Raw genomic sequence first — 25,682 nt, 5'->3', positions numbered from 1 at the left:
ACAGGGGATTACGCCTGCGCTTACGCCAACATTGAAGGGGCGCAGGCAGCGCGTGGGGATGAGACGCAAGGAATTCCCGCCGTTTGTAGCGCCATCGTGCGTTCTATTCGGCTGTATCTTGGTGAGGCGCCGTTGGAAGGGTGGCTTACCGCCCAACGGGGAAGCAGTCCGCAGGATCTCCTCACTCGTTTGCTGGAGGCGTGGGTGGCACTGATGGATAGACCCACGGTGCTATTTCTGGACGAAGTGGATGCATTAGTGGGCGATACGCTCATTTCTCTGCTGCGCCAGATCCGTGCTGGCTATGCCCAGCGCCCGGCGGCGTTTCCCCAGTCGATTATCCTGTGTGGCGTCCGTGATGTGCGCGATTACCGCCTTCACCAGAAAGGTGCCGAGGTGATTACCGGTGGCAGCGCTTTCAACATTAAGGCTGAATCCTGCGTATGGGCAGTTTTACGTACGAAGAATGCGAGCAGCTTTGGTGCCAACATACGGAAGCCACTGGGCAGCCTTTCGATTCGCGGATTTTCCCTGAACTGTGGGAGGATACCCGTGGCCAGCCGTGGCTGGTCAATGCTTTGGGGTATGAGCTGACGTGGCGTTTCAAGCCAGCCCGGGAGCGTTCTCGTCTATTGACGCTGGAAGATTACCGCAGCGCACGGGAAAAGCTGATTCAATCCCGCGCCACCCACCTGGATCAACTGACCGATAAACTGCGCGAGCCGCGGGTACAGCGGGTGATGAGCGCGCTGCTCTCCAGCGAGGAGAGCCTGGATATCCAGAACATCGCGCCGGACGATCAGCAGTATGTGGAAGATCTGGGCTTGATCGAGACCACACCGTCGCTATGTATCAGCAACCGGATCTATCGCGAAGTGATTCCGCGAGACCTCACCTGGATCATGCAGACGCGCATCCCCAACCAGGAGCAGACGTGGTATCTGACCCCTGAGCATCGGCTGGATATGCCAAAACTACTGGCGGGGTTCCAGCAGTTTTTCCGTGAGCACGCTGAGAGCTGGCTGGAGCGTTTTCAGTATAAGGAGGCCGGGCCGCAGCTGTTGATGCAGGCGTTTTTGCAGCGGATTATCAATGGTGGCGGGCGGATCAGCCGTGAATATGGTTTAGGCGCAAGCGCACGGATCTGTTTATCGAGTGGCCGCTGGATGAAACACAAGGTTTTACCGGCCCGGTGCAGCGTGTGGTGATTGAGCTTAAGCTTCAGCACCAAAGCCGCGAGGCAGTGCTGGCTAAGGGGCTGGAACAGACCGCCGACTACGCTGACCGTGTGGAGGCAGATGAAGCGCATCTGGTGATTTTCAACCGCAACGAACAGGTGCCGTGGGACGATAAGATTTGGCAGAGCGAGGCGCACTGCCATAGCTGGCATATCGGCACCTGGGGAGCGTAGTCATCGTTGGCCTAGCGCTGGGGCAGAGACCCAATCACAGGTTGCCAAAACAAAGCGACTTCTTTCCAATAACAGTCTTGTTTGCTGACTCTACGAGGTTGCTGTGTCTGATCGCACTCATGTAAATAATGCCATGGCGTTGTGTTTATCGCTACTTCCTCCAAACCGATACTGGGCGAGTGAAGTGGACCCCAAAATTTGGACAGGTGCCTAAGCTATGATTCATCATCTCCACAAGGAGGAGAATCATGAGCAAGAAACGCAAACAATACAGCGCATCATTCAAGTCCAAAGTCGCTCTGGCCGCCATCAAGGGCGACCAGACCACATCCGAAATTGCTGCTCGTTTTCAGATCCACCCCACCATGGTCAGCACCTGGAAGCGCGACTTGCTGGAGAACGCTACCGACCTCTTCGAAGGCAAGAAGAAGGTCGGCAAGCAATCCGATGAGCCCAGCACAGACGAGCTGTACCGTGAGATTGGTCGACTGACGGTGGAACGCGATTTTTTGTCGCGCAAGCTCGATCAGTAAGCCGCCAACAGCGGTTGGCAATGATCGAGCGTGGTCATCCCCAAATCAGTCTTTCACGCCAGTGCGAGCTGCTCAAGCTGAGCCGCTCATCGGTGTACTACGTCCCTCGTGAGCCATGTCAGGAGGATCTGGACCTGATGTATCTGATTGATCAGCAACACCTGGAAACGCCGTACTATGGCTCTCGCAAGATGCGTGCCCATTTGCAGCACCAGGACTATCGGGTCAATCGGAAGCGGGTGCAGAGGCTGATGCGCACCATGGGCATTCAGGCGGTGTATCCACGCCCCAGAACCAGCATTCCGGGCGACGGGCACAAGGTTTATCCGTACCTGCTCAAAGGGCTGAAAATCGACCGCCCCAACCAGGTGTGGGCAACAGATATCAGCTATATTCCGCTGGCCCGGGGCTTCATGTATCTGGTCGCCATCATCGACTGGTACAGCCGCAAGGTGCTGTCCTGGCGGGTCTCCAACACCATGGACACAGACTTTTGTGTCGATGTCCTGGAGGAGGCTCTACAGCGCCATGGAGCGCCGGAGATCTTCAATACCGATCAGGGTGTCCAGTTCACCAGTGAGGCCTTCACAAACGTTCTCAAAGATCATGGCATCCGGATCAGCATGGACGGCAAGGGCTGCTACCATGACAATATATTCGTGGAACGGCTCTGGCGCAGCGTCAAATACGAGTGTGTTTACCTTGCCGCTTTCGAGGATGGACAACACTTGAAGCAGGCGCTCCACCGGTACTTCTGGCATTACAATCAGACCCGGTACCACCAAACCCTTGATTACCAAACGCCCGATGAGGTGTACTACGGGCAACCCATATCTCTGGCAGCCTGAGTCAGGGAAACAACCGGATTATAGCTTAGGGATACCATCAGGTTGTCCAACTGATTGGGTCCACCTCAGAGTTCACGTACCTCTCCGGGCGGCACACCAAAACGTACTTTAAACGCATTATAAAACCATGACAGATTGTTAAATCCAGATCGATAAGCGACTTCCTTGACGTGAGGTGGGAATAGTGAGGGAGACGCCAGCTCATCGAAGGCGCTGGTTAGACGTTTTTCTAATAAATAGTTGGTAAAGGAAGTACCTTCATCTCTAAATAGCGAGCGGATATAACTGGTCGATACTTTATGGCGCAAAGCTAAATCATCCAGCGATAATGGAAGCCTAAAGTGAGTATTAATGTCGATTTTAAGCGCTTTAAAGCGTGCTTGTTTCAAACTGCTACGGCTGGCATGAAAGCCAACGCTTCGCTTTGCTCCGAGTGTCAGGCTAGCAAGGTCAAACAGCTGACGCGTCACTTGCAGCGTAGCCGCGTTATCAATGTCGTTAGATCTTTGCGTAAGCTCTAATGCGATACGTGTAATGTGATTAAGCGTCTCACTACGCTGTAGAAGATGGTCGTGAAGGTTGTTAGTGTTTTTCAAAAACGGCATTAATTGACTACGTGAAAATGCAACACTCAAAAACTCTACGTGGTCCCCTTGGAACTCTACGCTGCCCGATTGGTAGTTCATCACAACACGTGCTGAGCCTGGGACGCACAAAAGTGAGGGACTAGCTTCTAAGTTTGATTGCCAAGCACCGGAGCCGCCAGGGTGAATCAAAAAGGTAATGTCGTCATTTCCATCGGTTACCTGTCTAGTACCACGTAATGCTTTTAATGAAGATGTTGTTGTATGGGCAATGGAGACACCAGGAAGCAAACGAACTTGAGTATGAATCGTAGGAGCTGTCTTTTTTGGCGCAAAAGCTCAATGTTCGCCAGTGCACTATAGGCTTCCCGAGCCGCCTCTAGTCTGTCTTCCGGAGCAAACTGGTTCGTTGAGAACGAAATAAACGCCATAACGTTGACACCTTTAATATAAGGGAGCCTAGCGCTACTTGTTGGAGCCTCGCTCGACATTTATAGCGCTTATCTATCCCTAGTGACCACCCAATGAATAGCAAAAAAATGTAATGCTAAGTGCTTATGCAGAATTTTTCGTGTACTCAGGCTACATAAAATCAATACCTTACTGAGCACCTATGCCCGTTTAATTTTGCACAGGCACTTAACAGCTACCTGTGTCGTTTTTGTTGGTTTCGGTCCATGTTCTTCAACCCTTTGTCGATCAATGGTTCGGACAGTTTTAAAGAAAGCCTGATGCTCAGATAATGAGGTCTCCGACAACACCACGACCCGAGCACAGGCTTTCATGGAAATAGTCAATACGGTCTTGCAGCAGATGTCCAGCCTCAACAAGCCTCAGCGGCGTTTTCTTCTCGTCCTGCTTCTTCTGCTGGTGTACCTGAGTGGCCGTGTCAACTTTCGTAACCTCAGTCGTTACAGGCCTGGACTTCAATTGTATAAAATCTCGGCCTGACTTTGACGAGATGTGCCACTATGGCGCGAGTTAAGCTCAGATCTTGTATATGGAGGGAAGTAGAGCGGCTGGCCGCCAAGCCGTCGTGCGTAATGGCCACCTGCCAGCGCGCAATGTCCAGACCGGCATTGGCGACGTCGAGGTCAAGGTGCCTCGGGTACGAGATTGTAGCGGTGAAGGTATCAATTTCAGCAGTGCGTTACTGCCGCCTTATCTAAAGCGGGCTCGCAGCGTTGAGGAGTTGATTCCCTGGCTCTATCTCAAAGGGGTCTCCACTGGCGACTACCAGGAAGCGTTGTCAGCCTTGCTGGGTGACCAGGCCAAGGGCTTATCGGCCAATACGGTCTCGTGATTAAAAGCCCAGTGGCTTGATGAACACCAAGCCTGGTGTCGCTGGCAGACCGCCGCTACGTGTACTGGTGGGCTGATGGCGTCTATAGCAATGTACGCCTGAATGACCGCCTATGCCTGCTGGTGATCATCGGTGTCACCGAGCATGGGCGCAAGGAGCTTGTTGCCGTCGAGGATGGCCACCGTGAGTCGGAGGCCAGTTGGACTGAGCTGCTGACGGGGTGCGAGAGGGTGGCTTGACCGACGCACCCAAGTTGGCGATTGGTGACGGTGCGCTGGGCTTCTGGTAGGCGGTGAGCAAGGTTTACCCAGCGACAGCGCACCAACGCTGCTGGGTTCATAAAACCGCCAATATACTGAACAAGTTACCCAAATCAGTGCAGCCCAAGGTTAAGGCCGACCTGCATGAAATCTGGATGGCCGAGACACGGGAAGCCGCCTATCTGGTCTTCGACCGTATGCTCAAACGCTTTGGCGCCAAGTACCCTCAGGCAATGGATTGCCTGGCCAAGGATCGGGACGAGCTGCTGGCATTTTATGATTTTCCGGCAGAACACTGGGTGCATATCCGCACCACCAACCCGATCGAATCGGCTTTCGCCACGGTTCGCCTGAGGACACAAGGCAGCCGAAGCTGCGGCTCTCGGTGTACGACCCTGGTGATGGTCTTCAAACTGCTCCAGAGCGCCGAGAAACGTTGGAATCTTATCAAGGGGTTCAAAAAGCTGGAACTGGCTGTTAAGTGCCTGTGCAAAATTAAACGGGCATAGACGCTCAGTAAGACACTGATGTTGTGCTAACCACTTTACCTTGACGATAACTCCTACGGTGCTATTGCGTCATGAAACTGTCTGAACCATTGGTCGATCAATTCACAAAATATGACTGAGGCCATTGGCAGCCCTATTATCAGTTCGGTAGCTCTGAGTGGAAGTCATCATTAAGATGTTAATGCTAGTATGAATCATAAATTACTGAAGCCAACTAGGTACTTTCATACTAGCTATGTGATCGAGCCGTTGTTTTTCGTTGTGATACCAGACGCTTACGTTGAGCTTAGCAATCAAAGGCTGGTAATGGATAGAGAGGTGGCGCGCATAGGCTGGTGAACAAAGCTGTCCATGTACAAAGAATAAATAGCACCGAGCAGGGGGCACCATGTTTCATTCGCAATACATACATTCAGTGATCAGCATCTTCGCCGGTTTGTTGATGGTTACTGGCGTGACGGCAGAGCAAGCCCATGGTGGCTTGTTAGATATCTACCAGTTGGCGAAAGACAATGACCCTATCTTTCAAGAGCAGTTCTACGGTAAGCAAGCAACCGATGAGCTCTATTATCAGGCGCGCTCTGCGCTCTTACCTCAGGTGTCTGTTACGGCAAACCAGTCTCAAACCTACCAAAATATACGACAATCGGATAACCAAAGCTTCGACTCTGGCTCCGTTTCATATCCGTCTACGCGCTATGGTGCGTCGATTTCACAGTCTGTTTATGACTACTCGCGCTGGGCGTCTTTTTCTCAGGCACAAGAAGAAATTCGTCAAGCTGCCTCAGAGCTAGAAGTAGTGCGCCAAAATTTGCTGTATCGCGTTGCTGAGCGCTACTTCAATGCCCTGTCGATCTATGAAAATCTCTCCTATCTTCAGGCGGAGAAAGAGTCTGTTGAGGCGAACTATCAAGAAGTGTTGGCGCGCTTTGAAGATGGTCTGGCACGTTCAGAAGACATGCTAGATGCTCAGGCACGCTTAGAACAAGTAAGAGCGCGTGAACTTGAAGTTCAGAATGCACTTCGCGATGCTATAGAGGCGTTGGCTGAAATGACCGGGACGCCGCCGCAACAGCTGGTGCTGCTGGGCAGCGATTTGCAGCTTTCACGTCCTGATCCCGACTCACAAGAGGCTTGGGAATCGCTTGCCCTTGAGCGGAGCCCTCAGCTTAGGGCCGCTGAGCTGGCTACCGAGGTGGTTAATCGTTCCATTGATGTGCGGCGAGGGGGCACTTTCCTACTTTAGATTTACAGCTGAACTATGATTTTGATGATACCGACGGCTCGTTATTTGGCGGTGGTAGTGAAGTTGAAACACAAGAAATAACCCTGCGATTGAATGTGCCCGTGTATAGCGGTGGTCGAACCTCCTCAGAAGTACGTGAGAACGTGAGCCTTCTGAAAGCTAGCCGGTCTCGGTTAGAAGGCGTGATGCGTGAACTGCGCCGTGAAGTACGTTCAAGCTACCAGAGTATTCTCTCAGCAAAGGCGCGTGAATTCTCTTTGCGCCGCTCGTTAGAGGCCAGCGAACAAGTAGTTGAGTCTCGGCGGTTGAGTGTTGAGACGGGCATTGTCCCGCTGCGTGATCTATTAGATGCAGAAAGAGACTTGTTTTTCGCACGCAGCGAATTGGCAGCTGCGCGGTACGATTACTTGATTAACGTATTGCGCCTTAAGCGTGCCACAGGAGTCATTAACGTTGATGACCTACGTGATATCGACGAAAGGATGAGTGAGCATGTCAATATCTCAAACATCTTTTATTAAAACGTCAAGCGGTGCTGCCGAGCAGCACGCGTCAGCGTATGCATCGCCGAACATGGTAGCCAGTAGTGTGGTTGTCGACCTAGAAGCACGGGTTAAGGATCTTGGCGCCCCTTATCTTGTAGAGCCCTCTGCTAAGTTTCAGCCTGGGCAATGGCGGAGCGATCGGTGTCTCTTTGGTATTGATGTTAACGCACTGACACTACCGCAATGGGAATCTCGTTTGCCACTGATGTTGCAAGCACTCGGTATGTGTGTAGAGGATGAGTATGCGTTCATGCGCCTGCTGTCTGTTCCAGGTGTCGTTAGAAAAGCAGCCCCTCACTACTTGTTAGTAGGCCAAGAAGGGCAGACCTATAAAGTGTATTGGGAGCACTCACTTTCTCAATTGCGCCACCACAACCCAACGCAGCCCCTTGTGCTTTACAGCGCATGGAAGTGGCAAGCGCACCAGCCTGCTCGTGTGACCGACTATGTAATGGCGCCAGATGTAAAGCACGCTTGGCAATTAATTCAACGTGAGCTCGCAAAGCTGCCCCCGGTAATAGAAGACACACTGGAGCAGCTGGAAATCTTAGCAGCGCTCAAGCAAACGCCATGGCCGCCAATCACCGTTGACGTCACTGAGCGTGCCCCTTTTACGACGAGTCACATGGCTGAAAAGAGTGAACGCACACAGCGCGCCTCAATAAATTTACATTTGCATCATTTTTCGCCACGGCTTGGCGATGTAGCAGCGCCTATTTTCGCGCTAGCGCGTGAATGGCATAGTGCTGAACGTGACGAGCTAAGGCAGTGGCTAGCAGGTCACGGTGATCAGGGGTTAAGCAATGTGTCGCTGGGCGTGGATCAGCATGCGCAGCCATTTATAACCTTTTATTACGGCGGAAAGGTTCGCACACCGTTATAGCGGTGCGCGCCCCTTTCTCCAACACTGCATCGCCCGGGCAATGCTTAACGATTAAGCAATACACCAGCACTTAATAACGCACTATTAGGAGAAATGTATATGTCTACTCAGCTGCTCATTTATCGCGACATTCAGCCGATCACGCGCGATAAACATAAAGAGCGCTACTTAAAAGTTAGCCGTGATTTTCGTTTCGCCAGTAATGTGAATTCTGTTCCGCTGATGGCGGCTGAATTTCCTTCGGCGGCCACCGATCTGCCCATTGTATTCACCGCTTCAGAGGACGGCAGTGTGTTACCCGTGGTGGTTTTGGGTCTACAGCAAGATGAAAACTATCTTGTAGATGCCGAGGGTCAGTGGCGGGGTGAGTATGTACCGGCATTTTTCCGCCGTTACCCGTTTGTGTTTGCCTCTAGCGAGTCGGGCGATACGTTTACGTTATGTGTGGATGAGGCGTATGAGGGTTTAAACACCGATGGTCGCGGTGAACGATTCTTTGATGCTGAGGGTGAGCAGACGCAGTACCTGGAGCGTGTTTTAAGCTTCCTGCAGGACTATCAAGCACATTTTCAGCGCACGCGTGCTTTCGGTAAGCACCTAGTGGAGCTCGATATCTTAGAGGACGTTCAAGCGCAAGTTCGGCAGACTGAAGGTAGCCCGCGGACCTTGACGGGCTTTAAAGCGGTTAATCGTGAAAAGCTCAAAGGATTAGACGAGCAAGCGCTGCAAAAAATGCTGGCGACTGACGAGCTAGAGCTGCTGTATATCCACTTGCAGTCAATGCGCAACTTTAATCGCCTAAACCGATTGTCGGCAGGTGGCGAGCATGTTGATGCGCAGTCTAAAGGTGACCCAGCAGATGAAGGTATGCCCAGCGAGTCCGACTCAGTTCACTAACTAGGCTGTTTGTTATACCCCCTATGCAAGTATCAAGCCTCGACGTCTGATCTTAGATGTCCTGACCATAGGGAGACTGAACGCTTAGTTAAGTGTGCACGTGCAAGGTCACTGTTAACCCCCGTTAAACAGTGGCACATTCAGTAGGAGTTTTGCCATGAACCGCCCGTTTCAGCCAACGCGTAAAATGCTTTCTGCCCTAGTTGGCCGTTTGTCACGCCGTGATAAAACGCGGCGTGCTTACGCAAAGAAGTCCCGCTTTATTTTTGAGGGCTTAGAGCAGCGTATGCTCTTGTCGGCAGACCCGTTCACGGCGGCGTTGGAAGGCGGTGGTGATTTTGAACTGCGCGTGGCCGAAGAGGAAGGCGAGCAGCATCTGATGGTTATGCAGCTCACCGACGATGGCGATGAGCTGGTTGAAAAATTTCAGACTGATGAAGCGCGTGAGGAGGGAAGGGTTACGTTAAAGGCGGACGACAACGGCGATATTAAAACTAATCTGTCGTTGCTGCTCGGCGATCACGCGAGCGATTTAAACGACATTACGTTTGTCTTTCTCGGGGAGAAGGCGACGAGACGCTGGACATTAGTGATGCGGGCGGCGTCACGATTGATTTTCAGGCAGGCGAGGGCAACGACCGCATTATTGATCAAGGCAGCCAAGATGGAGATTGGCGTGTCGATACTGACGAGGAGAGCGGCAAGCGAGATAGCTGGCTGTCGTTTTCAAGTGTATTAGATGTCGAGCTCGCGGAAAGTACCGGCCAACATACGTTAAGTAGCCTTAATGCGGCGGCGACATTTTCTGTTTTTGATCAATCGCTGGTACTGGTGGGTAGTTATGATGATGATCCAGAAGAGCGTGAAGGCATTACCTTTGATGGCGTGAGAGTGCTCGAAGGTCGCCACGAGAACACCTTGAGCTTTGCCACCTATTTTGAAGGTGTTGAAGTCGATCTATCGTTAGGCACGGCCACCGCCTTAGGCAGCGCATCGGGCTTTGGCACGCTGGAAGGTTCCAACGCTGACGATGTGCTCATTGCCGATGATGCGGGCATTACGCTGCGCGGGTTATCAGGTAACGACATCCTGCAAGGCGGCGGCGGTGATGACAAGCTGATAGGTGGGGCTGGCGATAATTTATTGATTAACACCGGCGGCACCGACACCTTTGTAAGCGAAACAGAGGGTGATGATGCCTTTTAATTGAGCGCAATCATGATGGTGCTGTTCTCCGGCTCAATAGCGATGAAGAGGGTGCGGAGGTTGTTCTCGGTGATAGCAACAGCAGTGATGAAACCACCCTGCTGCACTTTGTGACGCCACCCTCTGAAATTATCCTAGGCGCTGGGGCGGATAGCCAAAATATCACGCTGGATGCCAGTGGCTACGGTCTTGGCAGCGTGACGTTCCAAATTCAGGGTCAAGATGTCACGGCCATTGGTAGCACAAGTGATGACCTGTTTGTACTGTCGCCCAATGGTAGCGGCACGCTTGATGGCGGTGGTTTTGATGACGAAGGCAACCTGCTGCAGCTAGAAGCCGACCAGAACATGGTGCTTGGCGAAGACACACTAGCCGTGTCTGGGCAAGTGCTTTACAGCTTTTCAAACATGCAAACGGCCCTGCTGATTGGCGGTGCCAGTGATAACACGTTAGACGCCTCAGATTTCGCAGGCAGCGTGCGCCTGGAAGGGGTAGCTGGTAACAACACGCTTAGAGCCAGCCAAGATGACAGCCTGCTGGTGGGCGGCAGCGGCAATGATGAGCTTATCGGCGGGGCAGGTAATGACGTTTTAACCGGTGGCCGCGGTAATAACACCCTTGACGGCGGCGACGGCACGAATCAGGTATTTGGCCAAACCGCACACCGCTTAACGCTAAGCGATAGCAACTTAGTGCGTGGCGACCAGGAAGAGATTGTTCGGCTTACCTGGAGCGGTAGCCAAGATGAACAGGTGCGCTTTTTCTACGGTGAGGGTGATGCTTTCGACAACGTTGCACTGGCGGCCGATGCCGAAGTGCTGGAAGTGCAGTACGCGCTAGAGCAGCTCGACGGTATTGGGCAGGGCAATGTTCAGGTAGATCGCGAGCTGTCTGAGCAGGGCAATGTGTCGTGGGTGGTACGCTTTATCGGCGACTTTATGGCCGCCGATGCTGAGGGCAATGCCAGCAAAGAGCTGTTTACGCTAGGGGCGGCAGCGGCTTCACAAAGCGCATTGAGTGTGCAGGCGCAGCGCGAGCAGGCGCGCCGTTTTGGGGTCGATAACCTAACCAATATTCAGGGCGGTCTGCTCCAGGCAGTACAGGCAGGCGACGTACGCCTGGATGCCAGCGACTTTACAGGCGAGGTGTATTTCGAAGGTAGTGGTGGCAACGATATCTTTATTGGCAGCCAGGGGGATAACACCTTTAACGCCTTAGCCGGTGATAACCGCATTATTGCTGGCCAAGGGGTTAATACGGTGACAGGCGGAACGGGCACCGACCACCTGATCTTGAACCTTTCAAGCGATACCTCAGAGGTTGATCTAAAAGGCAGTGAGTTCAGCATTACGGCAAGTGACGCTACGGTCACGTCCTCCTTCCAGAATATTGAGCGTGTCTCTATTAATAGCGCTGACGATGGTGGTGCGCTTTCCATTGATGCAAGCGAGTACCACGGCGCATCGCTTTCGACGCGCTTAGTGGATTTAGTCAGTGAAGCGGCTCTTGATACTCTGATTGCCGAGGAGGAGAAGGGCGGTAGCATCAATGATGAAGGTCAGCTGATTAGCCCGCTGCGATTGGGCGTTCAGGTAGGCAACGGTGGCCAGCAAGCCATCTCGTTTAGCGGCGCGCGCCAGCTTGAAGACGTAGTGAATCAGCTCAATAACCTTGATGATGTTGACGCAACGTTTGACGCGTCCTCAGGGCGTATTAGCGTCACCGCGATAGATGATTTAACCCTTAATGCCCTGGGTAATGCTGATCAGCAAGCAGCGCTAAACGGGCTATTTTACGCGTTGGGCATGCCATTAAGTAACGCCTCTGGTGATACGTGGCAGAGCGAGCGGCTCGTCGCCAGCGGCGTGAGTGTGGTCATGGTGGCTGATGCGGCGCTAACAGCCACCGGCAGCCAGGGTAACGACCGGTTCCAGGTCAACCACGCCCATGCACATACGATTGACGGGCACGGCGGTGAGAATACGCTCACGGCGTTCTATGCCGGTGATATGCAGCTAAGCGATACGTTGCTGACGTATGATTTCAACAACGTAGAGACCGACGAAGACGACAAGATTACGGATGATCAGCGTATCACCGCTGATATTGCCAACGTCCATAACGTGACGCTAACGGTCATCGGAGACCCCACCGGCGCTGATATCGATGCCGCCGATTTTAATGGGCACCTTGTCCATATGGTCACTCATGTGGGCGGCTCGTTGATGGCAGCACAGAGCGACGATACTCATACGCGTGTTGATGTCACCACCGACGGCCTTGACACCGATGCGGTGTCGATTACTACCACGCCGGAGCGAAAAACAATCAAATACGTGCGTTCTCTGGCAACGTTGATGCGCCCTCGCTTGGTGGACTGAATGCTATCAATGTTAGTGGGTCGGCCGACCTAATATACGCCTGGACCGATGATGTCACGCTAAAAGATGAAACGCTTGAGATTGACCAGGCAATCACCTTAGCGTCAGACGGCGTGCTGACGTTACAAAATGTGTCGTTGATGACCACGAGTAATGATCTACTCTTAACCGGTGATGCCGTGCGCATTGAGGGTGGTGACATTGTCACCGACGGTGGTGACTTGACCGTTGAGGCGGCGGCTATTTATGTGGGTGAGGCGGCAGAACTCAATACTCAGGGTGGCTCAGAAGATGGCCAGCTGGCTCTGAATGCCCGACCAATGGGCTTTTTAAACAGCGGCCCGGCGAATGGCTTTGTGGATGTTGGGCTTTTTGATCTCAGTATCGTGATTGAAGAGGCGGAGCTTAAGGCGGGCAATATTGTTATCGATGCGCGCATCATTGACCCTGACCGGTCGCTTATTCGCTTAGACAGTGGCAATGCCACGGTCAATAGTGGGATCGATGCCGCCGTGGGGTTCCTGGAAGGGCTTTCGCTATTTGGCAGTATTTCTGTCTTGCTTGCCAGCGCTGATATTGAAATTGGCAAAGAGGCTAAACTCAACGCGACCGGTGATATACGGATCGATAATGAAATCGAACTCACTGCCGCTATGGAGCCGACCAAGGCCTACGGTATTGGTGTATCGGTGGGTGTATTGACCACGTATGCCAATATCAATGTCCACGGCACGCTTCACGCGAGCGATGATGTGGTGATTCAGACGCGAGTTTCTACCACGCAGGCAGCGACGGCCAAGCCATCCGGCGTTAAAGGCTTTGCAGGCTCTGCGGCGGTCACGGTGCTGAACACAGAGTCGCGGGCCATGGTGTGGGAGGATGCCAAGATCACGGCAGGGCGCGACGTGATTGTCGATGCCAGTACTATTGATAGAGGCGCTGTCTCTGCAACATCGGGTGCCAAAAAGGCAAAGTGGGTGTCGCGATTGCCGTTGCCGTTGAAAACGGCCTGACTGAAGCGCAGCTGGCGGGTAACGTTACTGCCGGTGGTGATATTAAGGTAAATGCCAGCACCCACCGTGAGGGCATCAGCGGCTCACGTTTTATTTTCCTACCGACTTCAGCGAACGGCGTATCTGCCTCTGCCGGAACCGCTAAGCCGACACCGGGCAGCGTGATTGACGGTATTGCCAGCAGTGGGGAGGACTTGGCCAAGTCACCGCTGACGTTGCTTGATCCGGTGAAAGAGAAAGTGGGCGGTTTTGCTGGCCAGCTGGGCGAAAAACTGAAACTGGACAAGCTGGCGAAAAAGCTATCGTTCGGCGGGGACGATGACGGCGAAAAGCTTGATCTTGCCGCAGGTATTGCGGTGATGGTAGACATTAACGTTGCAGAGGCACGCTTGGGCCTGAAAGATGGCTTGGACCGAGACGGCAATGCGACAACGGTGCGTTCACAAATTATCGCAGGTGGTGCGGTTGAAGTAACGTCGTTAAGCCAGCATCGGCCCAACGTGAGTGCATCGGGCTCTGCGGCCAAAGATGGCGAGGCAGGCAAGGAAAGCGACAATGAGCTGACCAAGCTGATTAAGAAGCGCCTAACTAAAAAGTCAGACAGCAGCGCCACTGCCGATGGCAGCGCGAAAGATAAAAAGACGAGAAGAATCAAAAATCAAAAGAAGATCAAACCGCCACCGTTGCTATCTCTGGGGCGGTGAGCGTCAGCGTGCTGGATAATCAGGCACATGCCACGATTGAAGGCAATGTCGACCTGGACGCAGGAATGGACGATAGCCGGGACAACCGTGCCATCCATGTCGATGCCCAAAGCACTAATGCCCTGGACCTCACCAGCGTATTTGGTGCGAACCTGGTTACCAGTATTATTGACTTGGTGAATGCAGAAGATGGCAGCGACTATAGCAGCGACGATGGTAAAAACGCATTGATAAAGGCGATAAAGCCATCGTGGCCGATGATCATACGGTGGGCGGTGATCCGGGCCATGTGTATGAATTCTTAGGGGATAACAATACGCTTATTGACCTGGCCGATGAAGACTTTGACAACCCTGACCGCTGGGAAAGCTTAGGGACGCCGCTAGAACAGCAAATTCCAGCGCTGATCAACACGATTTCAGGTTACTTCTCCAGTAATTTTGGCCTTAACGGCAGCTTTGATACCTGGACGATGGCTACGGCATCTGGTGAGAAGCTGGCATTAGCCGGTGCGGGAACGGTGTTTGTGCTGGATCAAACCAGCGATGCGCGCATTCGCGAAGGCGCACGCATTAATGTAGAGGGTGCTGATAGCGTCACGAATATCGACGTGGATAGCGGCCGGTCGGTTAGCGTGACGGCCAGTTCACAAAACGACGCGCTAAGCGCCGTGGGTAACATCAAGCTGCCCGGTATTTCCGCACCGGGTAGCTTCAACCTTGAGCGCTGGAAGGAGTCATTTAGTAAAGACAAATTCAGCCCTAAAGAGATCGGCAATAATTTTCTTGCCACACAAGCGGATTCCGTTGCCATTGGTGCTGCCTTTACGGCGAATATTCTAGGCAGCCAAACGCACGCTGAAATTGAGTCTGACGTTGTCTTGATGGCGGATAGCCTTGATGTGAGTGCTGACCATCAGTCCATTTTGCTAGGTGTTGGCTCGTCCGGTGGCAAATCGCAGAAAGTTGCGTTTAACGCCTCGGCTGTTGCTAATGTCATCCAAAATAGTACTCAGGCGTGGATTGCTGATAATAGCTATATTCGCGTGGGTAGCGGCACTGTTGATAGTGACGATAGCAGCAGCCCAGCGCTGCGCGTTAGCGCTAATGATGCGTCTTACATGATAAACCTCACCGGTAGTTTTAATACCGGTGGTAAAGCAGCTGTTGGCGCATCGGCCGGGGTTAGCGTGTTAGAGCGCGACACCCGTGCCATGATAGGACGTGAGGTTAGCGGGCCTTGGGATGACAGCCCCCTCTCTGGCCTTCAGGGGTCTATTGTGGTGGACGGAGATGCATTAGTTGCATCGACAAACAGTGGTGTGGTGATCGACTTGGCCGTGGCGGGTAGCGTTGCAGGCAAGTCAAAATCAGACGCCAGCAGCAGCTCTTCCACTCAGCCAGCCCAGGATGACCCCGGTAAGTGGCCCAATAATCAAGCCAACTACAATAGCGTTATTGGCCAGTTGCAGGGCAACTTAGACAGTGGCTCAGGAAGCTCGTCAAGCAGCAGCTCGAAAATAGGCGTGGGTCTCTCGGGTTCGGTCGTGGTCCATGTCGGTGACGATAATACCGTTGCAACGATACGCGGCCTTGACACCATGGACGTTAACGGGCGTGTAGATGTCGCCGCCAACGACGCTACCCAAATGGGCATGTTTGCCGGCGGTGCCGCGATCTCGTTAAGCCAAAAAGCGTGGCCGTGGCCGGGGCAGCCACCATTGCTGTGCAAAGCGGTGTGACACAAGCAGGCGTTGCGGATATTCATCACTGGCAAAGTGATGATGTGGCCATTAGCGCTCAGCGCGAAGGCTGGAGTGTCCTGGGGGCGGCTGCCATTGCGATAGCAAAAGGCGCAAAAGGCGCTGGGGTTGCTGGCTCCGCCAGTGCATTAGTATCAACACGTACCGTTGACGCACGACTGCTGAACATTCGTTCTGGCAGCGCCGGGCACTTGAATGTTCAGTCACAAGACGCTGCCAACACCATCTTGATCTCTGGGGCTGTTGCCGCCAGCGGTATGGCGGGTGTCGGGGCTTCTGCGGCTGTCAGCTACATTGAGCATGAGGTGACTGCACTCGCTAGGAAAGTGGGTGATAGTTCTGGTGTGGCTTTTGAGGCTGATGGTATTAGTGTTGAGGCGGATAGCGATGCCTTAATTATCTCGGTGGCCGCGTCCCTGGGGATTGGTGGGGGGCAAAGGTGCCGGCATTGCAGGTACGGTCGGGGTTAACATTGTTAACAATACGACCTTGGCAGCCCTGGAGCACAGCAACCTGAGTCTTAACGCTGGCGATGAGGCTGATGTCCACATCATCGCTACGGATTCTGCCAGTGTATGGAGCCTTGCAGGGGCTTTAGGTTTTGGCAGTAAAGCCGGCTTTGGTGTGGCCATTGGTATTAATACGCTGACCAACAGCACCGAGGCTCGTTTGGCGGATACTCGTATCAACCAAGCGGAGAGTGTAACGATTGATGCCTCAGCGCGTGGTCTCATCCGTTCAGCCGCCGTTGGTGTGGGCGTCAGCTCTGCGGTAGGCGGCAGTGGAAGTGTGTCTGGCAATATCATCGTCAACGAAATTAACGCGAATCTGACGCGGTCTCGCATTGAGCAGACGTCTGGTGAGGTAGCGATCAGCGCCTACAACCAGGCCGTAGTGCTCTCCTACGCAGGCGCCGTTGCCGGTGGGGCTAAAGCTGGTGTGGCGGGCAGCTTAGCCGCCAACTTTGTGATCTTTGATCAAGCGGCGCTCGTGAATGGCGGAACCATTAATGCAAACGCGCTTAATGTGTCGTCTATTTCTGACACCCTGGTGTTCTCTGTTGGTTTTGGTGCTGCGGCAGCTGGTAAAGGCGGTTTTGCCGGTGCGGTGACAATTTCGACCATTGCGGGGCAGACGCTTGCTGAAATTGGCGGCGGCGCAGAGGTGTCTGTTGATGATGATATTGATGTTCAAGCCCAAGATATAACGCGTGTTGCGGTCATCGCCTTTGGTGCTGCGGGTGCTAGTACGGTCGCTGGCGGCGGCAGTTTGAGTACCACTATTCTTGATAATGCGGTAATTGCGAGAGTAGCGGATGACGCTGTGTTAACCACAGCGAGTGATATCAATGTCTTCGCTGGTCTGTCAGAAGAGAGCCAGCCGATACTTAGCCTGCGCCAGCTGGGTATCGATGTGGATCTTAAAGAGTACGGCGTGGGTTCAAGCGATGCAGATGACGCGTCTGATGCCGGTTTAGCCGCTCGTTCTGATGATTTTGATCTGTCTGCAGGTGTTATCAATATTAGCTTTGCAGGTGCCGGGGCAGGCACCGTCGCAGGATCTGGCGCAGTCGGCTTAAACTGGTTAAGAAGTTCGGTGCGCGCCGAGGTATCGGGTCAATCCACACGCCTTAACGCTGGTGGTGACATCACGGTTGTCGCGAAGGATCAGTCTGCCGTTATTAACGTCGCGTTTGCAGTCGCTGGTGCCGGTACGGTGGCTGGCGGTGCGGCGATTGCGTTTAACTACATTGGGGGAGACCCGACTAACCCGTCGCGCAGCCTGCAGTCTGAAGATGACATCGACACTTCTCAAGACCTGCTCATTACTAACGTGCAAGATAATAACGAGCGCGAGTTTGTTGCTGGCGAGGTCGCAGCTGTTATTGAGGGCGCAGAGCTTGTTGCCGGGGGCGATATTACGGTTGATGCACAGGCTGAAAGTATTCTAGCTAACCTGACGGCCGGTGGTGCCGCTGCAGGCACCGTGGCGCTCTCTGGATCTATCGGTATTAATTTCGTGCGCCATCAGGTGGTGGCCGATATTAGCGATGGTGCCGATGTGACGGGGCGTTCTGTCCAGGTGACGGCAGGGCTCGCCCCGATTTCGATCAATATAGCGGGCTCTGCCAATGGGTCAGGCACCGTTGGCCTGGCGGGGGCATCCGCAACGACGGATATCAATACGGCGGTGAGGGCCTCTATCAGGGGAGCCGCCACCTCTGTGACTGCTACGGAGGGTGATGTGGTGGTCGATGCGTTGATGCGTCGTATCACCGAGGGCGTGTACGAAGGCATTAATGAGCGTGACCTTGCCCAGGCTGACGTCGATAACACCGACCCTGATGCCGATATCGCAGACGAAGATGACGATAAGACACCGCTTAGCGTGCTAGAGAGTGTCGGCTTGGTAGATACCGATGACGCTCCAGGCCTCCCCACGCCCACTCAAGCAGGTGACCAGATATTCACTGCGGCCATTAGTGGTGCTGGGTCGGGCCAGGTGGCAATTGCTGGTGCGCTATCGCTTAACTGGATGCGAAGCACGGCGGAAGCTGTCATTGAAGGCGCAACGGTTAAAGCTTATCAAGGCGATGTGTCGGTTAAGGCTGAAGACCGTTTAGGCATGAACGCCTTTACCATTGCCGCCGGTGCATCCGGTGCTGTGTCAGCACTGGGTTATATGGCCTACAACTATATTGGCGGTAATCCAGGCAGCAGTGGCGATGATGACACCAATGTGGTGCGTGCGCGTATCGACGATGCTGCCGTCACGGCCACCAACATTGAAGTACAGGCCATCTCTGACTCGGCGATCAGCTCCTACACCGTAGGCGCGTCGGTCTCTGTTTATGCGAGTATGGTTGGCTCTGTTGCGCTTAACTTCACAACAAAAGACGTAGAAGCTGAGGTAACGGGCTCTAAGTTGACAGCGCGCGGCGGCGACATTGTGGTTAATGCCCAGGACACCAGCACGATTATTTCAGGTGCTGTCCAGCTAAGCGTTGCCGTTTATGGGGGCAGTGTCGGTGTAACCGTTTCGCTCAACGACATTACCAATACCATTAGTGCTGGCGTTAAAGAATCAGCGCTGACGGCAGAAGACGGCGGTAGCATCATTGTGACCGCTGATGCATCGGCTATTACGATGAACGTGGTGGGCGGTGTTAGTTTCGGTACCTTTGTCAGTGCCGCTGCCAACTCGGCGGCAACGGTGGGTGGCAATACGGTTGATGCTTACATCAAGGGGCGCAGTAGCGATGCAAGCGCCTACGATATCGTAGCCGATGGCCATGTGCTGGTTCATGCCAACAGCAACGACCGTAACTTTGTGATTGCAGGTACCGTGTCGGCAGGCCTGGTGGCTGGCGGCATTGCCGTCGGTGTCAATCTGATGGGGTCTGATACCTCGGCGACCGTTTCAGATAATGTCAGAGTGCGCGCAGAAGGCAACGGCAGCACTGTTGATATTTTCTCTGCTTGGGACAGCGATGACGATGCGTATGAGACGGAGTCCGGGCGTGGTGTAGCCGTATTAGCGACCAGCCGACTGCGTTACACCCACTATGCTGTTTCGGCTGGTGGTGGTGCCGTAGGCCTTGGCGCCAATCTGTCCGTTGATTCGTTGGCCGGCTCCACGAATGCCCGTGTTGAAAATGCGCATATCTCTTCCGGTCAGGATGTCACCGTGCGTGCACTCCATGCCACCCAGGCCGATAGCGGTGGCGGTACGCTTGCTGGCGGTATTTTTGCGGGGGCCGCGGCGATTGATACGTCGCTTGCTTCACACCGGACACTGGCTGAGGTTGTGGGCAATCGCAGCGGTATCATCAGTGCTGATGGCGATGTGCGGGTTGATGCGCAGAGCGACGTGCGTCTTGAAACGTATGTCGTGGGTGTCAGCATCGGGTTGGTGTCAGTGGCGGGCTCAGCCAGTGCCCTTGACGTCTCTTCTTCGACGTCGGCGCGCATCATGGGGATCTCTGTCGATGCTGACAACATTCTGGTCCAGTCCAAAAGCGAAACGCTATTAACGTATATTGTCGGGACTGCAGCCGCAGGCCTGTCCGCCAGTCTTGGTGCTTCATTGTCAGTCGGGTTAATTAGTCCAGACACGACGGCCGAAGTGCACGGCGCAGCGCTAACAGCTAAGGGTGATATCACCGTTGCTGCAGATCAGCGCGCGGCTGTTGAAGTCACAATGGGCACCGTCTCTCTTGATGGACTTGCGGCGGTAGCGGGTACCGTCTCTGTCCTCACGTCTGACGCTTCAGCCAGTGCATTTGTAGGGGACTTACTGGATACCGATGGTCACGTTGTTGCTAACAGCACTTTAAAAGCTGATGGCGATATTAACATCACGGCCGTTAACCGAACGATCATCAACCCATGGGATGAGTTCGCGGCAAACTTTATCGGCACCCTCAGTGCGGGTGGCGTGGCAGGTGCTGGAGCGTCCGTTGATGTCATGGTGCTGCGAGAAACGGTTTACGCCACTGTTGGCGACAATACAACGCTTGAGGCAGGTAATCAAATTAACATTGATGCCCACTTAGAGCGTGATTTGACATCACTGGTGATGGGTTTTTCCGTCTCGGTGGGCGCGGCGCTGACTGGCTCCATTTCTGTTCTTAGTCTTGGTCAAGGGTTACGTGATGGTACCCGTGACACCTTCATGGATGAGGATGATGATCTTAGCCAATTGTTTAATGACACCTTTGGTAACGCGGCTGATTATCAGCTAAACAACGAGCGCCAGGAAGACGTCGACGATGTGCGGGTTGAGCAGAGTGATGACTCGGGTGCTATTAACGCGCCGGTCGGCAGCGAAATCGAGAACCCCAACGCCGATACGCAATCTTCACGCGATCGTGTCAATAACGGTCTGCTTAATAACAACCTGCGTCCAGAACTCCCTAGAACCAACCAGGTTGAGGGTGATATCACCGTTGGTGATGTGGGTGCCAACGTTGGTCGCAATGCGACGCTAACGGCAGGCGGTGATATCGATGTGTCTGCCAGGGAAACGCTGGACGTTGACGTGATTGTCGGTTCCGGTGGTGGGGCCTTACTCGGTGCTGTCGGGGCGTCTGTCTCACCCTGGATAACTCGACCGCGACGACGGCAACGGTTGCTAGCGAAGCGGTATTGCGCGCCGGCGATCAGATCCGTGTGGCAAGTGACTATGATGCCCGCGCAAGCCAGGGGCTTACGGTGGTCAGCTGGCACTTGGCCTGGGTGCATCCGGACAAGTTGCTCTTCTCTGGGATGCCACGCAGCAAATTGCGTCCGTAGATGATGGTGCTCAGATTGCTGAGGCGAGCCACTTGGACATTATGGCCAACGCAAATCGCCACTATGCACTTGAAGCAGCAGGCGGTGCGATTGGCATTGTAGGGGCGGGTGTGTCGGTTGTTACTGTTGAGCTGACGGGCTCAACTCGCGCCTATATCGGCGAAGACGTCATGATTGGCAATGCCAGCGATGTCGGCTCTGCTGGTAACGCAGGAGCACTCTCATCAATTATTGATAATGTCAGCCTGACAGCTTCATCCAACGATAATATCGACCTTTATGCGCTCGCTGTTGGCGGCGGTATCGTAGGGGCGCTGGCGTTGAAGTTACCGCCACACTTGAAAATAGTGTCGACGCCTTCATTGGCAGCGGTACGCAAGTATTGGCAGGCAATGTGTTGCTGAATGCGACCCAAACACCGGTCATAGTGACTGACACTGTCGGTGTGTCAGCGGGTGGTGCGGGCGTTGATGTCACGGTGACCGAGATTACGCTTGATGCAGATATCATGGCGGCCCTGGGCACCATTACTAATGATCGTCAAGTTGATGCTAAAGGTCTTGAGATAACCGCTGAAACGCTGGGTGTGCAGGCAGCTCTCTCACGTGACGAACACAACAATAGCAGTGTTAGTAGTGAAGGAACGGGTGCCAGTGGTGCGGTGATCGGAATATCAGCATCGGCACTTGATATTATCGACCGTACGCGTGTTATCGCCGAAATTGGTGCGTCGGCTGCGATTACTTTACAGGCACTTCCAGCATTTCAGGTCCAGCGTTTACAAAAGCTCAGAGATGAGGCCAATGCCGATGGCTTGGACGAATCACTATGGGAAGGCTGGTCTGTCCCTGATATTAACAATGCGGACTCGCTGACACTGGCAGATTTGCCACGCCAGGATGTGTGGCTGACGGTTGATGCCCGCCAGCAAAGTCGTGTTGATGCTGACATGGGAAGTTATGCTGGTGGTGGCGTTGTGGTGGGGGTTGCCATTGCGCGCCTTAACCAAACGACCGATACCTTGGCAAGCATTGGCGATAATGTACGTATTGATATGGCGCGTGGCTACGTGGGTGAATCCAGCGAGGCCGATCAGGTGTTGTCCGTTCGGTCGGTGACTGAGCAGGTGGCGCGTCTGAATACCCAGGCTATTGCGGGTGGCTTGGCCAGCGGGGCTGGCGTTGAAGTATCTCTTTACAGCGAAAACAGTGTGCGCACCCAGGTTGGCGAGTCTGCTGATATCGTGGCGTTTAATACGGACGAAACGCTAGACCTCCTGGCACATCAGACGCTGGATGTAGATGGGACTTTGTGGGCCTTGGGAGCAGGCCTGTTGTCGGGCGCTGGTGCCAAGGCAAGTTATGCATTGAATCCAGACACCCAAGTTCTCATTGGTGAAAATGCGCTCTTGGATGCTGATGCCATCACTGCACGCGCTACCACCGAGGTGTTCAAACGTGACGTCGTCCAGCGGGACTCCGGTGACAGCTACAATATACAGGGGGAAGCTTACGGCCTTGTTTCTGGCGCAGGTCTCGGCTCTGATATTACGCTGTCAATAACGACTGCAGTGACAGTGCACGACAATGCTCAGTTAACCGCTCGCGGTGAGTTTAATGCGTCGGATGGCAGCGGCGATATCAATCTGCGTGCCTTTAATAACCTCGATATTCGCGATCAATCCTCGATTTTGGCAGGCGGGCTGCTGGCGGGTACCGGCGCGACATCATCGTTTAATGGACAGGATGTTGAAGCATCGGTGACCGTCGGTGCTGCTCAGCTGGATGCACGACGTGACCTTTATTTAGCGGCCAATACGCAGGCCAATATTGCGATCGCTCTATTCCTGGATGCCTATGGTGCGGTAACGGTAACGGCAGGAACATCAGAAGCATATCTAACACCCGTCAATAGCGTGACGCTTTCAGAGTCAGCGACAGCAGAGGCGCGTGGGAATACCTGGCTCCTGGCAGGGCGCGATAGTAACCGCATAGGGGATGCTTATCGTGTGGTATCGACGGTTGATACGTTGTCAGGCAGTCTAGCACCGATTGATGTTGTCGACGCTCAAGCTATCTTGCAGCGCAATAATCTAATCACCGTCAAGCAGGACGCCTATGTGTCCAGCCTTGGTGATATCACCATATTGGCTGAGGACTTTGACGGTGCGGCAATGCTGGCTCGGGCAAAGGCAGTCAACTGGGTTAATGCCGCACTGGGCGGCATCAACTCAGCGCTGGGTGGCACAGAAGCTCAGTCAGGTAACAGCACGGCTTCCTCGAATGGCATTGTCACGATTAATGGCCTTCTGGAAACTGGCCGAGAGCGTGTACAGCGTCTGGTGATTGATCTTGCCGACGGACTGTCCATTGAAGAGCTCGATGATGCTGATCGCCCTCTGGAAGATATTTTTGTCGCCTGGGATCAGTTTAACGATATCGGCTTCACGCTCCGTCTTGCCAATGTTGAGACCAACCTGTTTGAGGAGTGGAGAGAAGCTAAAGCACGCTTGGCTGAGTACCGTGGTGTCGGCTCAGACGAGGTCATTTCCAGTCTCAGTGACGAAGTATCGCGTATTGAATCTCGCCTTGAAGAGCAAGGCTTTATCGATGCCGAGAGTGGTGCCGTCAATGACCCGGGTATCGTAGAAATTGTACTTGATGATATTGATGCTACGGCCGGTCGTATTGATATTTTTGCTGATTATCTGGGTGGTAGCGGCGACTTTATTGCTCCGCGTGGTTCCGATGTCACCATCGTGAACAAGACACCGGCCTGGATTGTAGTAAACAACATTACGATTGATGATGGTGCATCCGGCTTTTTCTATAACGGTTTGCAAATTGAAAACGACTCAGATATCAAAGATCTTAATAGAGAGCCTGATGTAGAAGACCTAGCGGTTCTAAATATGCTGTTGTGGCATGGCGCTGATGTCATCCTAAAAGATGTGGCCTTTGGCTATACGGGGGCATCCGGCGCGGAAGACGACGCAACAATCACGATCGCTAACACCTATGCTAACCCTGATGCTGAACTTTCTACCCTTGCGACGTCGTTGGGCCTGGAAAACTCGGAAACTGATCGCAATAGTCTGGTTAGAGAGGGGTTTGAGCGAGACACTATTTCACCTAGTATTGCAGTTCGTGGCGCTATTTATGCGCCGCTTGCAAAAGCTACTATTTTTGCGGGCAGTGACTTTGATCTAAGCACAGATGTCAACGAATTAACGCAAGGTCAAACTGCGTCGATTAATGTTGGTGACTTAGTTCTTTCTGCTCAAGACTCAATCAATATCGGCGGAGTGTCTCGCTTTACGTTAGGCGAAGCGCCTTACTTAACGATGAAGGAGTTTACAAGGAACTGGACGTTTGATGCTGACACCGATAATCCCATAACCGAGGAGTTTATAGAAGAACAGCCGTTCTTTATGCAAAATTTCTGGGAGAGAATGAAGCGCCAGTACGATGACGTGAATCGCGCTGAGGAGATGTTTGAAGCGCTTGAGGACATCAGTCAGTCCACGCCAACCCAGGCGCGTCGTATTAACATCCAGGCCGATGTTATCAACTTGAACGGCCGTATGGTTAGCGGTGTTGGCGAGTACGATATTCAAATTACCGAAAGCGACGAAGCCTTTATTGAGCGACAGCTTAACCGCGGCGTAGGCAGTACGTTTAGACTCGGGGATGCCAGTAATCGAAGCGGCGTCAATATGGGCTTTAATCCAGACACCATGCAGATTGAAGTGCAGGATGCCGTGATTGGCGGTGGTGATATCACGATTGATGGGCACTTAATTAATACAGGCAACGGAAAAATCGATGTGTTTGCAGGTTATGGCGATATCAACGTCGATAACCGCTCACGTTTTGCAATTTCCTTGGCAGATTTAGATGTATCCACCCCTGGGAATGGTTCACTGAGTATTACTGACCGAGCACTCTGGTCGGGTGCTGATGGACGTGATACATCGTTAGGCGACCAGCTGGATCAAGTCATTATCCAACGCAATAGCGGTGGACAGTTTGAGGTTGTCCATAGCGGACGGAGTGAGAATGCCAGTAACTTCGATCAAGGTACACTCTCCCAGCAAGCCCTGGTTAACGGCGACTTTACGTATGCGATTGCTGAAAATCGTCGCTATGCATTTGAAGTGGCGCAAGTCGAAGAAACAAGCACAGAGTACAAACTACGGACATCAAGCTGGATTGGTATTGATGCATTATCTTCTGACCCACCCGATGAAAGTTCGAAAAACACACAAACACTATCCAATCGGCTGTTGCCCGTTGGCTCGGGG

The 25,682-nt window shown here is 53.3% G+C and carries 19 protein-coding genes and 1 pseudogene; 19 read left to right on the top strand and 1 reads right to left on the bottom strand.

Annotation, left to right across the window (positions count from 1 at the left end; all coding sequences use genetic code 11):
* The first annotated feature begins 443 nt into the window (after positions 1 to 443).
* The 3 genes from HLB35_RS16690 (at position 444) to HLB35_RS15675 (ending at position 2,792) form a co-directional block, all read left to right on the top strand.
* Positions 444 to 1,208: a hypothetical protein gene (locus HLB35_RS16690; RefSeq protein WP_216601602.1), complete on the top strand. Its 765-nt coding sequence runs from the start codon at positions 444 to 446 to the stop codon at positions 1,206 to 1,208.
* Positions 1,205 to 1,411, top strand: coding sequence for a hypothetical protein (locus HLB35_RS16685; RefSeq protein ID WP_216601601.1), 207 nt, complete (start codon positions 1,205 to 1,207; stop codon positions 1,409 to 1,411). The genes HLB35_RS16690 and HLB35_RS16685 overlap by 4 nt, the downstream gene beginning before the upstream one ends.
* A 248-nt stretch (positions 1,412 to 1,659) precedes the next feature.
* A protein-coding gene (locus HLB35_RS15675; protein ID WP_171702020.1) for an IS3 family transposase occupies positions 1,660 to 2,792 on the top strand; the annotation gives its coding sequence in 2 pieces (ribosomal slippage) (positions 1,660 to 1,930 and positions 1,930 to 2,792; 1,134 coding nt in all).
* Between the two features lie 65 nt (positions 2,793 to 2,857).
* Here the strand turns inward: HLB35_RS15675 and HLB35_RS15670 are convergent.
* A complete protein-coding gene (locus HLB35_RS15670) occupies positions 2,858 to 3,667 on the bottom strand; it encodes a helix-turn-helix transcriptional regulator (protein ID WP_235937283.1) in 810 nt (269 codons plus the stop codon).
* A gap of 730 nt (positions 3,668 to 4,397) precedes the next feature.
* Here HLB35_RS15670 and HLB35_RS15665 point away from each other — a divergent pair.
* From HLB35_RS15665 to HLB35_RS15595, 16 genes and pseudogenes are all read left to right on the top strand, one after another.
* Positions 4,398 to 5,448: pseudogene (locus HLB35_RS15665) on the top strand (IS256 family transposase); the annotation flags it as partial.
* 388 nt (positions 5,449 to 5,836) lie between these two features.
* The gene (locus HLB35_RS17715) at positions 5,837 to 6,694 is read left to right on the top strand and encodes a TolC family protein (protein WP_235937282.1); all 858 of its coding nucleotides are present in this window, start codon (positions 5,837 to 5,839) and stop codon (positions 6,692 to 6,694) included.
* An 8-nt stretch (positions 6,695 to 6,702) separates the two neighbouring features.
* Positions 6,703 to 7,215: a TolC family protein gene (locus tag HLB35_RS17710; protein ID WP_235937288.1), complete on the top strand. Its 513-nt coding sequence runs from the start codon at positions 6,703 to 6,705 to the stop codon at positions 7,213 to 7,215.
* On the top strand, positions 7,187 to 8,122 hold the full coding sequence (locus HLB35_RS15655) for a hypothetical protein (RefSeq protein WP_171703292.1): 936 nt from the start codon (positions 7,187 to 7,189) through the stop codon (positions 8,120 to 8,122). Before HLB35_RS17710 ends, HLB35_RS15655 begins: the two co-directional genes overlap by 29 nt.
* Positions 8,123 to 8,221: 99 nt before the next feature.
* Positions 8,222 to 9,019: a SapC family protein gene (locus HLB35_RS15650; RefSeq protein ID WP_171703291.1), complete on the top strand. Its 798-nt coding sequence runs from the start codon at positions 8,222 to 8,224 to the stop codon at positions 9,017 to 9,019.
* A 157-nt stretch (positions 9,020 to 9,176) separates the two neighbouring features.
* The gene (locus tag HLB35_RS15645) at positions 9,177 to 9,758 is read left to right on the top strand and encodes an LEPR-XLL domain-containing protein (RefSeq protein ID WP_171703290.1); all 582 of its coding nucleotides are present in this window, start codon (positions 9,177 to 9,179) and stop codon (positions 9,756 to 9,758) included.
* Positions 9,759 to 9,850: 92 nt separating this feature from the next.
* Complete coding sequence (locus HLB35_RS15640; protein WP_171703289.1) at positions 9,851 to 10,225, top strand: calcium-binding protein; 375 nt, start codon at positions 9,851 to 9,853, stop codon at positions 10,223 to 10,225.
* 110 nt (positions 10,226 to 10,335) lie between these two features.
* Positions 10,336 to 12,606, top strand: a complete 2,271-nt coding sequence (locus HLB35_RS18630; RefSeq protein WP_171703288.1) for a calcium-binding protein — start codon at positions 10,336 to 10,338, stop codon at positions 12,604 to 12,606.
* Positions 12,607 to 12,746: 140 nt separating this feature from the next.
* Entirely contained in the window at positions 12,747 to 13,619 is an 873-nt protein-coding gene (locus HLB35_RS15630) for a hypothetical protein (RefSeq protein ID WP_171703287.1), read from the top strand.
* Between the two features lie 194 nt (positions 13,620 to 13,813).
* Positions 13,814 to 14,323, top strand: a complete 510-nt coding sequence (locus tag HLB35_RS15625) for a hypothetical protein (RefSeq protein ID WP_171703286.1) — start codon at positions 13,814 to 13,816, stop codon at positions 14,321 to 14,323.
* 8 nt (positions 14,324 to 14,331) lie between these two features.
* Positions 14,332 to 14,628 (top strand): hypothetical protein, encoded by a 297-nt coding sequence (locus HLB35_RS15620; protein WP_171703285.1) that lies wholly within the window; start codon positions 14,332 to 14,334, stop codon positions 14,626 to 14,628.
* A complete protein-coding gene (locus HLB35_RS17975) occupies positions 14,574 to 16,064 on the top strand; it encodes a hypothetical protein (RefSeq protein ID WP_171703284.1) in 1,491 nt (496 codons plus the stop codon). The genes HLB35_RS15620 and HLB35_RS17975 overlap by 55 nt, the downstream gene beginning before the upstream one ends.
* Positions 16,025 to 16,555 carry a hypothetical protein gene (locus tag HLB35_RS15610; protein WP_171703283.1) on the top strand — a complete coding sequence of 177 codons (531 nt, stop codon included), beginning with the start codon at positions 16,025 to 16,027 and terminating at the stop codon, positions 16,553 to 16,555. Before HLB35_RS17975 ends, HLB35_RS15610 begins: the two co-directional genes overlap by 40 nt.
* Positions 16,512 to 21,383, top strand: a complete 4,872-nt coding sequence (locus HLB35_RS15605; protein WP_171703282.1) for a beta strand repeat-containing protein — start codon at positions 16,512 to 16,514, stop codon at positions 21,381 to 21,383. The genes HLB35_RS15610 and HLB35_RS15605 overlap by 44 nt, the downstream gene beginning before the upstream one ends.
* A 28-nt stretch (positions 21,384 to 21,411) precedes the next feature.
* Complete coding sequence (locus tag HLB35_RS15600; RefSeq protein ID WP_171703281.1) at positions 21,412 to 21,783, top strand: hypothetical protein; 372 nt, start codon at positions 21,412 to 21,414, stop codon at positions 21,781 to 21,783.
* Positions 21,777 to 25,682, top strand: a 3,906-nt coding sequence (locus tag HLB35_RS15595; protein WP_171703280.1) for a hypothetical protein, incomplete at its 3' end; no start/stop codon positions are given. The genes HLB35_RS15600 and HLB35_RS15595, both read left to right, overlap by 7 nt.

Source organism: Vreelandella azerica (assembly GCF_013112225.1).
Taxonomy (GTDB): domain Bacteria; phylum Pseudomonadota; class Gammaproteobacteria; order Pseudomonadales; family Halomonadaceae; genus Vreelandella; species Vreelandella azerica.
This window is presented reverse-complemented; position numbering and strand designations above follow the sequence as displayed.